General features: G+C 67.6%; 10 protein-coding genes. 6 read left to right on the top strand and 4 right to left on the bottom strand.

Annotated elements, in window-relative coordinates; translation table 11 throughout:
* The first annotated feature begins 4 nt into the window (after positions 1-4).
* A complete protein-coding gene (locus LXN00_RS00935; protein ID WP_234503350.1) occupies positions 5-595 on the top strand; it encodes a TIGR01440 family protein in 591 nt (196 codons plus the stop codon).
* Here the strand turns inward: LXN00_RS00935 and LXN00_RS00930 are convergent.
* Complete coding sequence (locus LXN00_RS00930) at positions 558-1616, bottom strand: pyridoxal-phosphate-dependent aminotransferase family protein (protein ID WP_234503348.1); 1059 nt, start codon at positions 1614-1616, stop codon at positions 558-560. The genes LXN00_RS00935 and LXN00_RS00930 overlap by 38 nt on opposite strands.
* Positions 1617-1638: 22 nt before the next feature.
* Between LXN00_RS00930 and LXN00_RS00925 the strand changes: the two genes are divergently transcribed.
* Entirely contained in the window at positions 1639-2490 is an 852-nt protein-coding gene (locus LXN00_RS00925; protein ID WP_234504115.1) for a hypothetical protein, read from the top strand.
* On the opposite strand, the gene mscL is transcribed toward LXN00_RS00925, so the two are convergent.
* Positions 2444-2815, bottom strand: coding sequence for a large conductance mechanosensitive channel protein MscL (gene mscL, locus LXN00_RS00920; RefSeq protein ID WP_234503343.1), 372 nt, complete (start codon positions 2813-2815; stop codon positions 2444-2446). The genes LXN00_RS00925 and mscL overlap by 47 nt on opposite strands.
* A gap of 129 nt (positions 2816-2944) precedes the next feature.
* Between mscL and LXN00_RS00915 the strand changes: the two genes are divergently transcribed.
* Genes LXN00_RS00915 through csaB form a run of 4 tightly spaced genes read left to right on the top strand, consistent with a single transcriptional unit; the run spans position 2945 to position 7438 of the window.
* On the top strand, positions 2945-4075 hold the full coding sequence (locus LXN00_RS00915; RefSeq protein WP_234503340.1) for an ABC transporter ATP-binding protein: 1131 nt from the start codon (positions 2945-2947) through the stop codon (positions 4073-4075).
* Positions 4076-4128: 53 nt separating this feature from the next.
* Complete coding sequence (gene udk, locus LXN00_RS00910) at positions 4129-4764, top strand: uridine kinase (protein WP_234504112.1); 636 nt, start codon at positions 4129-4131, stop codon at positions 4762-4764.
* Entirely contained in the window at positions 4761-6461 is a 1701-nt protein-coding gene (locus LXN00_RS00905; protein ID WP_234503337.1) for a DUF5693 family protein, read from the top strand. Before udk ends, LXN00_RS00905 begins: the two co-directional genes overlap by 4 nt.
* The gene (gene csaB / locus LXN00_RS00900) at positions 6446-7438 is read left to right on the top strand and encodes a polysaccharide pyruvyl transferase CsaB (protein ID WP_234503335.1); all 993 of its coding nucleotides are present in this window, start codon (positions 6446-6448) and stop codon (positions 7436-7438) included. The genes LXN00_RS00905 and csaB overlap by 16 nt, the downstream gene beginning before the upstream one ends.
* On the opposite strand, the gene LXN00_RS00895 is transcribed toward csaB, so the two are convergent.
* Entirely contained in the window at positions 7413-8465 is a 1053-nt protein-coding gene (locus LXN00_RS00895; RefSeq protein ID WP_234503333.1) for a hypothetical protein, read from the bottom strand. The genes csaB and LXN00_RS00895 overlap by 26 nt on opposite strands.
* Position 8466: 1 nt before the next feature.
* Positions 8467-9213, bottom strand: coding sequence for a PolC-type DNA polymerase III (locus tag LXN00_RS00890; RefSeq protein WP_234503330.1), 747 nt, complete (start codon positions 9211-9213; stop codon positions 8467-8469).

The raw sequence follows: 9213 nt of genomic DNA, 5'->3' as shown, positions 1-9213 counted from the left end.
GGGCATGGAGGGCCTAAAGCGGCAGGCGGAGGCGGCCATCCGGGAGTTCTTGGAGCTCTTCCCTATGCCCAGGGGAAGCCTCTTCGTCCTCGGGGGGTCTACGAGCGAGGTCCTGGGGGAAAGGGTGGGCACGAGGCCGAGCCTCGAGGCCGCCGAGGCCATCCTGGAAGGGCTTCTGCCGCCCCTCTTGGAGCGGGGCATCCACGTGGCCGTGCAGGGGTGCGAGCACCTGAACCGCGCCCTGGTGGTGGAAAGGGAGGCGGCCCTAGCCTATGGCCTAGAGGAGGTCACGGTCTTCCCCCACCCCAAGGCCGGGGGGGCCTTGGCCACGGCGGCCTTCCTCCGCTTCCGGGAGCCCGTGGTGGTGGAAAGCCTAAAGGCCCAAGCCCACGGGGGGATGGACATCGGCGGGGTCCTCATCGGCATGCACCTAAGGCCCGTGGCCGTGCCCGTGCGCCTTTCCGTGCGCAAGCTGGGGGAGGCGGTACTCCTCGCTGCCAAGACCCGGCCCAAGCTCATCGGGGGGGCCCGGGCGGTCTACACCCGGGAGGAGATGCTCAAGAAGGTGGAAGAATATCGGCAAAGGCTTCCCTGAAGAGGGCCGCCACCCCCAAGGCCTCGTACCGGTCGTAAGCCCCCATGAGGGAGAGGCGGAAGATCTTGCCCTTTAAGGGCCCCTGCCCGCCGGCGATGACCGCTTTCCGCCGGGCAAAGGCCTCCTTGACCGCCCGGTAGGGCACCCCCTCGGGCAGGTAAAAGGCGGCCACGGCGGGGCTTCGCACCTCGGGCACGGGCCTTAGCCCAAGCGCCTCCCCCACCTGGTAAAGGAGGGCGTTCTGCCAGGCCTTGAGGGCCAGGTGCGCCTCCAGGTCCGGCAAGACCGCCTCCAGCACCGCCCTAACCGCCCCCACCAGGTTGATGGCGGGGGTCCAGGCGCTCTCCCCTTCCCGCTGGGCCTTGAGCTCCCGGGCGAGGTCCAGGTAATAGCCCCGGGGCCTCAGGCGCTCCAGGGCCCTCGGGGAAAGGGCCACGAAGCCAAGGCCCGGAGGGCACATGAGGCCCTTTTGGCTTCCCGAGAGGGCGGCGTCCACCCCGTAAGCCTCCAAGGCCACCTCCCGCACGAGGAGGCTCGTCACCATGTCCACCCCCACCAGGCCCTCGGGGTTCGCCTCCTTGAAGGCCCGGGCCAGGGCGGGGAGGTCCACCAAAGCCCCCGTGGAGGTCTCGGAGTGCACGAGGAGAAGCCCTTGAAACCCCTTCCTGGCCACGTCCTCGGGGCGAGGGACCCGGCCATAGGGGAAGTCCAGGCGCTCCGCCTCTAGGCCCGCCGCCAGGGCGATCTCGTAAAAGCGCTCGGAAAACTTGCCGTAGACGGGGACCAGGACCCTCTCCCCGGGGGCAAAGAGGTTCTGTACCAGGGCCTCCATGGCCAGGGTGCCGCTGCCCGTAAGGATGAGGACCTCCCCTTCCGTGCCGAAGGCCTTTTTGAGGAGGGAACGGGCCTCCAAAAAGAGGGCGCGGGCGGGCTCGGTGCGGTGGTGGAGCTGGGGCTGGGCCAGGGCCTCCAGGGCCTTGGGGTGAAGCCGCACAGGACCTGGGGTAAGGAGCCACTCCATGGGAAAAGTGTATCGTAGTCCCGTGGCCTTTGCCCTCCGCTTCCTCGCCCCCGCCCCGGACACCTATCTCCTGCCCCTCCCCCAAAGCCTTCCCGGGCAGGAGGTGGAGGGCCTTTTCCTCTCGCAGAAGCCCCTCGAGGCCTACGAGGCCCGGGGAACCCTCTGGGCCCGCTTTGCCCTGAGGGAGGGGGAGGCCCTGGAGCTAAGGTTCCGCCTGAAGACGTATCCCGTGCGGGAAAGCCCCCCGTGGCGCAAGGCCCTCCTCCGCGAGCCCCCGGAGGCTTGGCCGGGGATTTTGGCCCACCGGGGGCACAGGGTGGAAAGGGCCTTGGGCTTCCTCCTCTCGGGAAGGCCCCACACCTGGTTCCTAGTGGACGGCGTCCCCCTAGACCCCCTCCTCCACCAGGCCCTCCAGGAAAACCCCGCCCACCTCCTCCCCCTGGGCGTGGCCCCCGACCCCGGGGTCTACCTGGGAGGGCACGAGGGAAAGCGCCTCCTCCTCCTTCGGGCTCCTTGGCCTGGGGAGGAGGGCCTCCTTTGGCAAGAGCTCCGCTCCCTCAGGCCCGACCCCTTACCCCCTTTAAGGGCCATGGCCTTCGCCTCCTTGGGGCTTTCCGCCCTGGGCTTCCCCACGGGGCCCTGGCCCTACCTTCCCTACCTCGCCCTGGTGGCCTTCCGGCAGGGCCCCGCCCTCAAGGACCTCTTGCGAAGAAGCCCCCGCCACGCCCTGGAAAGCCTTCTCTTCCACGCCTTCGCCCTTTCCGTAAGCCTTAACCCAAGGCCGGAACTGGGCCTTGGGTACCTGGCCCTTTTCTTCTGGAACCGGCTTAGGCCTTCTTCCGCAACTCCTCCAAAATCTCCCGAAGAAGCCTGACCTCCTCGGGGGGCTCGGGCGGGGCCGCCGCCTCCTCCTTCTTCAGGCGCTTTTGCGCCTCCTGCATGGGCACCACCACCAGGAAGTAGATGGCCGCCGCCACCACCACGAAGTTCACCAGGGCGTTGATGAACTTGCCGAGGGCGATGGGCCCAAGCTTGAGGGCGGAGAAGTCCGGCGCACCCCCTATAGCCCCGATCAAGGGGGTGAGGACGTCCGCCACTAAGGAGTTCACCACCTGGCCGAAGGCGCCGCCGATGACGACCGCCACCGCCAAATCCACCACGTTGCCCCGCATGAGGAAGTTCTTAAACCCTTGAAGCATACCCACCTCCCAAACCTTGTGGCGGAAGCCACGAGGTCTTTATACCGCGCCCCTGTGAAAGGCCTGCTAAAATGGCGGCGAACCCCCGATGGGCCAAAGGGCTCAAAGCGCGGGGCCAAGGAGGTTAGGATGGCCAAGGTCAAGCTGGAGCACGTGTGGAAGCGCTTCGGCAAGGTGGTGGCGGTCAAGGACTTCAACCTGGAAACCGAGGACGGGGAGTTCGTGGTCTTCGTGGGGCCTTCCGGTTGCGGCAAGACCACCACGCTGCGCATGATTGCGGGCCTCGAGGAGATCTCGGAGGGGAAGATCTACATCGGCGACCGCCTGGTGAACGACGTCCCCCCCAAGGACCGGGACATCGCCATGGTCTTCCAGAACTACGCCCTCTACCCCCACATGAACGTCTACGAGAACATGGCCTTCGGGCTCCGCCTCCGCCGCTACCCCAAGGACGAGATTGACCGCAGGGTGAAGGAGGCGGCCCGCATCCTGAAGATTGAGCACCTCCTAAACCGCAAGCCCCGGGAGCTCTCCGGCGGGCAACGCCAGCGGGTGGCCATGGGACGGGCCATCGTCCGGGAGCCCAAGGTCTTCCTCATGGACGAGCCCCTTTCCAACCTGGACGCCAAGCTAAGGGTAGAGATGCGGGCCGAGATCGCCAAGCTCCAAAGGCGGCTTGGGGTCACCACCATCTACGTGACCCACGACCAGGTGGAGGCCATGACCCTAGGCCACCGCATCGTGGTGATGAAGGACGGGGAGATCCAGCAGGTGGACACCCCCCTAAACCTCTACGACTTCCCCGCCAACCGCTTCGTGGCCGGGTTCATCGGTAGCCCCTCCATGAACTTCATCCGCGCCCGGGTGGAGGCCCAAGGGGAGAAGGTCTACCTCTTCGCCCCGGGCTTCCGCATCCGCACCAACCCCGTCCTGGCCCAAGCCCTGCGCCCCTACGCCGGGAAAGAGGTCTGGATGGGCATCCGGCCCGAGCACCTGGGCCTCAAGGGCTACACGGTGATCCCCGAGGAGGAGAACGTCATCCGGGGGGAGGTGGAGGTGGCCGAGCCCCTGGGGGCGGAAACGGAAATCCACGTGAGCGTGGACGGCACCGTGCTGGTGGCCAAGGTGGACGGCCACGCCCCCGTGAAGCCCGGGGACAAGGTGGAGCTCTTGGCGGACACCTCCCGCCTCCACGCCTTTGACGTGGACACCGACAGGACCATCGGCCACGCCCAGGAGAAGGCGGCGGTGGCCCGGTAGGCCGTGGGGGTCTGGGCGGGGGGATGGCCCCCCGCCTTTATGATGGAGGGGTGGTGGGTTTGACCAAGCCCTTTGTCATCGGAATCGCCGGGGGTACGGCGAGCGGCAAGACCACCCTCGCCCGGTCCCTGGCGGAAGCCCTGGGGGAGCGGGTGGCCCTCCTGCCCATGGACCACTACTACCGAGACCTCTCCCACCTGCCCTTTCCCGAAAGGCTTTCCCTAAACTACGACCACCCCGAGGCCTTTGACCTCCCCCTTTACCTGGCCCACGCCCAAGCCCTCCTGGCGGGGAAATCGGTGGAAAGGCCCACGTACGACTTCAAGGCCTATACCCGGGGGGGCCAGACGGTGCGGGTCGCCCCCGCCCCGGTGGTGATCCTGGAAGGCATCCTGGTCCTGCACTTCGCCGAGCTCCGCGCCCTCATGGACCTTAAGGTCTTCGTGGACGCCGACGCCGACGAGCGCTTCATCCGCCGCCTGGAGAGGGACGTGCGGGAAAGGGGGCGGAGCCTGGAGAGCGTGGTGGCCCAGTACCTGGAGAAGGTGAAACCCATGCACCTGGCCTTCGTGGAGCCCAGCAAACGCCATGCGGACGTGATCCTACCGGGTGGCGGACAGAACGCTGTGGCCCTGGAGATGCTCAAGGCCAAGGCCCTTTCCCGCCTGGCGGAGATGGGGGTAGCGTGAGGACCTTCTTCCATGTCCTCCTCCTCCTGGCCCTTTTCCCCTCCCTCCTCGCCCTCGAGCCCCGCCTAAGGGCGGAACGGCCTGGGCCCGTGGTCCTCCTTTTGGACGCCGAGTCCGTCCGCGAGGAGGCCAGGGTGGAGGGGAAAAGCCTCCTGGAGGTCCTGGAAGGCTATAGGGCCTTGGGCGTCCAGGGGGTGGCCTTCCCCGAGCGCTTCCTCAAGGACTGGGTGGACGAAGGGGTTCTCCTTTACCGGCCGGGAAGCGAGCTCCTGGAGGCAGGGCTTCCCGCCCGGAGGGGCTGGTACTACGTGAAGGGGGAAAAGGGGCTTCTGGACCTCTTGGCAAACGCGTACGCCCTCCCCACCCACCGCCTCGGGGAATGGTTGGGCTTTCCCTTAGACGTGCAGGCCTTCCCCGCCTTCTACCCCTTTGAGGAGGTCCGCCAGGCCAAGGCGGCGGGGTTTTACGTGGCCGTGCGGCCCATCAACCACCGCCTGCGCCTCCTTGACCCTCGCCTCCCCCTGGTGCCCAAGGAGGCGGACGCCGTGGTCTTCGCCGGCCTCGAGGCCCTGGGCTACCCCTACCGCCTGGAGGAGGCCAAGGCCCTGGTGGGGGTCCCCGTGGCCCTCATTGAGGGCACGCCCCAGCCGGGCCTTCAGGCCTATAGGGAAAAGGGGGTCCTCCGGCTTTTTAGCCTCCGCTACGAGTGGCAGCTCACCCTAAGCCCCGAGGAGGCGGCGGACAAGTACGCCTTGGCGGCCCGGGAGCGGGGGCACCAGCTCCTCTACCTGAGGCCCTACCCCTACCGAGAGGACACGGAACGCTTCCTCAAACGGCTCACGGAAGAGCTTAGGGCAAGCGGCATCCCCCTAGGCCGCCCCGCCCCCCGGGACTTCGCCCCAAGCCCCTTGCGCCACGCCGCCTGGGTGGGGGTGCTGGCGGGGCTTGGCCTTCTCGCCTTGGGGCTTCCCGTCTACGGACCCCTGGTGGCCTTCGGGCTCCTCCTTCTGGCCTTGGGCTATGCCGGAAGCCAGGCGGGAGCCCTCCTCGCCGCCCTGGTCTTCCCCGTGCTGGGCTTCCTGGGGCCGAGGAACGGCCTTTGGATGTGGCTTCGCACCCTGGGCTACGCCTTGGCGGGGGTGGTCTTCCTCTCCGCCCTGGGCTCCACCCCGGCCACGGTGCAAGGGCTAACCCCCTTCAAGGGCGTTTCCTTGACCCTTTTGGTGCCGCCCCTCCTGGTGGCCTATAGCTTTTTAGAGAAGGATTTCAAGCAGGCCCTGGCCCGGCTCTACCAACACCCCCTGCGCCTCGGGGAGGTGGCCTTGGCGGGGCTTGCCCTCCTCCTCCTGGCCCTCGCCCTCCTCCGCCGGGGGAACGAGGCCCCCCTGGTCCCGGAGCTTGAGCTTAAGCTGCGAAGCCTCCTTCAAGACCTCATGGTCCGCCCCCGCTTCAAGGAGGTCTTCGGCCACGCCCTCTTCCCCCTGGCCCTCCTCCTCCCCTGGCCCCGCTTCGTGCAAAACGGCCTCCTCTTTCTGGCCGCCTTGGGGATGGCCTCCATTCTGAACACGTTTAGCCACTTCCACACCCCCCTTCCCATCTCCTTTTTCCGGGTGGTGAACGGGGCCATCTTGGGCCTTCTTTTGGGGCTAATCGGGGTTATCCTGGTAAGGAGGCTAAGGGCATGGTGGTTGGGGTAGCGGGGTACTACGGCTTTAGGAACACGGGGGACGAGGCCATCCTCGAGGCCATCGCCCGGGAGCTCAAGGCCCGGGGGCACCAGGTGGCGGCCCTCTCCGGAGACCCCAAGCGCACCCGGGAGGAACACGGCATCCGCGCCTACCACCGCTTGAACCCCTTGGCCCTCCTCCGGGCGGACCTCTGGCTTTTGGGAGGCGGGGGGCTTTTGCAGGACGCCACGAGCTCCCTAAGCCTCCTCTACTACCTCTCCGTCTTGCGCCTGGCCCGGTTCTTCCGCAAGAAGGTGGTGGTCTTCAACCAGTCCCTGGGCCCTCTCTCCCCCTGGGGCGAGGCCCAGGTGCGCCGGGCCCTCAAGGGGGTACCCCTCATCGTCCGGGACCAGGACTCCTACGCCTACGCCAGGGAACTGGGCCTAGACCCCCTCTTGGGCGCCGACCCTGCCCTCCTCCTCACCCCTCCCCCGGTGAAGCGGGAGGAGGACCTGGTCCTGGTCATCCCCCGGGCCGGGGTGGACCCGGAGGCCCTGAAGAACCTCTACATCACCGCCAACAACCTGGTGCACGAGGGGAAGCAGGTGATCGTCCTCCTCCTCCAGCCCGGTTACGACGACGAGGTGGCGAACGTCTTTTATCTCCACCGGATTGAAAAGACCTCGGACCCCCGCCGCCTCCTCTACCTAACGGCCCAGGCGGGGTACGTGATTTCCATGCGCCTCCACGGCCTCATCCTGGCGGCGGCGGCGGGAACCCCCTTCGCCGGGGTGGCCTACGACCCCAAGGTGGCCGCCTTCGCCAAGGAAACGGGGGCCTACTACCAAGACCTCCCCGGGGACCCCACCACCCTATCCAAGGCGGCCCTTTACGGCCGTAGCCCCGACTGGGAAAAGGTGGCGGCCCTCAAGGAGCGGGCGCGGCAGAGCTTTGACCTGGCCCTCGGGGAAACCACCCGGGTCAAGCGCCCTCACGGACGCGGCTAAGCCTGGCCTTAAGCCCCTCGGCAAAGGCCTGGAGGTCGCTTAGGGCCTCTTCCACCTCCTGCCTTAAGAGGAACTCCCCCGGGGAAAGCCTCTTTAGGACGAGGAAGGGCGGGCTTGCCAAAAGCTCCACCCCCTTGCGCACCACCTCGGGGATGAGGCCCTCCTCCAGGGCCTCGGCCTCGAGGTCCGAAAGCAAGAAGACCTGCCCCAAAGGCCTCTTGGCCAGGAGGAGGAGCAAGGCGGCAAAGGCCCCCCTTTCGGCGAGCTCCGCCACGAGGCGGTCCTCCAGGGCCTCCACCGCCTCCAGGTCCACCCGGCCCTGGCGCAGGAGGTCCTCCAGGTCCAAGGCGGAAACGGGGAAGCGGGCCTTCAGGCGGACCAAGCGGCCGATGGCCTCGGGGGAAACGTGGCCGAAGCCCTCAGGCACCTCGTCCTTGTGGGACTCGGGGGCGAGGTAGGCGGGGTAACTCCCCTCCCGGCGGTAAGGCTTTAATAGGGCCGGCTCCCCTTCCCCCAAGCGCAGGAGGGCCAAGACCACCTGCCGCCTTCCCAAGGGGGCCTTGTAGACCCAGGGAAGCCCCCCCTCCAGGACGAAGCCAAGCCGCCTCAGGTCCTCCGTGACCCCCGGCGGCTCCAGGACCTGGGGCTCGTGGGGGAAGAGGACCTCCTTGGGGTAAGGGGTCACCCGGACCCGGCGCTTTTCCTTGCCCTCCTCCTTCTCTTCCCTTCGCTCGGAGCGGGGCTCGGGGGGCCGCACCTGCCCCCTGGGGGCCGCCTGAAGCGCCACCTCCTCGCCCCGGAAGTGGAGGAGAATGGCCTCGTTCACCGCCAAACGCCTTTTGGCGTAATACGGGCCGAGCCCCCGGACCACCCCCGCCTTCCAGTCCACCTCCGCCTCGTACACCTCGCCATCCTCGTCCACGAAGCGGACCCGCTCCTTGCCCAATAGCCTCTGGCGCAAGGAGACGGTGAGGGCCATCGTTCCCGTTTGAATACACGCACTGGTGAGGACATAGCGCGCGGTCATATCACCTCCCAAGGTCCTCGAGGGGACGGGGGCTCCCTGAAGTGAGCATATAATACACCTCGTAGACCACGGCAAGGGTCCGCTCCACATCGCCAAGGGCCCGGTGCACCTCCCTTTTGGGGAGCTCCAGCACCTCGGAAAGGGCGTCCAGGCCGTAGCGCTTTAGCCCCTTGAAGGCGCGCCTCGCCAAGCGCACGGAGTCCACCACGGGGCCTTCCAACCGGTAGCCCATCCCCTCCAGGGCCGGGCGCAGGAAGGAGAGGTCAAAGGCGGCGTTTTGGATGACCAAGGTGGCCCCGGAAAGGAGGGGATACACCCCCTCCAAAACCGCCTCCAAAGGAGGAGCCTCCTCCAGCATCTCCGCCCGGATGCCCGTGAGGCGCTCAATGAAGGGGCTCGGCGGGCGCTCAGGCCGGACCAGGCTTTGGAAGGGGATGCGCCTTTCCCCCTCCAGGCGCACCAGGGCCACCTCAATGATCTCGTTCAAGCCGGGGGCCAGGCCCGTGGTTTCCAGGTCCAGGACCACCACCGCCTCCCCCTTGGGGGGAAAGGGATAGCGCCACTCCCATAGCCCCACCTCCTCCTCCAATACGAAGCGCCCGTCCAAGAGGGGCCGCACCACCCCCTCCACCGGGCCCCGGAGGCCCAGGGTCTCGCCCAAGGCAGGGAGGGGTAAAGGCCGGCCCGCTTCCCTGAGGGCGCGGGCCAGGCGGGTGGCCAGGCGGTAGCGCAGGAAGGGGTCCTGCAT

The sequence above is a fragment of the Thermus brockianus genome (assembly GCF_021462505.1).
In the GTDB taxonomy this organism is placed as follows: Bacteria; Deinococcota; Deinococci; order Deinococcales; family Thermaceae; genus Thermus; species Thermus hydrothermalis.
Note: the sequence above shows the minus strand (reverse complement) of the source record. Positions and strands in the feature narration are given on the sequence as shown.

Coding starts and splice junctions, on each gene's coding strand:
- LXN00_RS00890 (WP_234503330.1), bottom strand. CDS start 9,213: ATGCAGGACCCCTTCCTGCGCTACCGCCTGGCCACCCGCCTGGCCCGC.
- mscL (WP_234503343.1), bottom strand. CDS start 2,815: ATGCTTCAAGGGTTTAAGAACTTCCTCATGCGGGGCAACGTGGTGGAT.
- LXN00_RS00915 (WP_234503340.1), top strand. CDS start 2,945: ATGGCCAAGGTCAAGCTGGAGCACGTGTGGAAGCGCTTCGGCAAGGTG.
- csaB (WP_234503335.1), top strand. CDS start 6,446: ATGGTGGTTGGGGTAGCGGGGTACTACGGCTTTAGGAACACGGGGGAC.
- LXN00_RS00930 (WP_234503348.1), bottom strand. CDS start 1,616: ATGGAGTGGCTCCTTACCCCAGGTCCTGTGCGGCTTCACCCCAAGGCC.
- LXN00_RS00935 (WP_234503350.1), top strand. CDS start 5: ATGGAGGGCCTAAAGCGGCAGGCGGAGGCGGCCATCCGGGAGTTCTTG.
- LXN00_RS00895 (WP_234503333.1), bottom strand. CDS start 8,465: ATGACCGCGCGCTATGTCCTCACCAGTGCGTGTATTCAAACGGGAACG.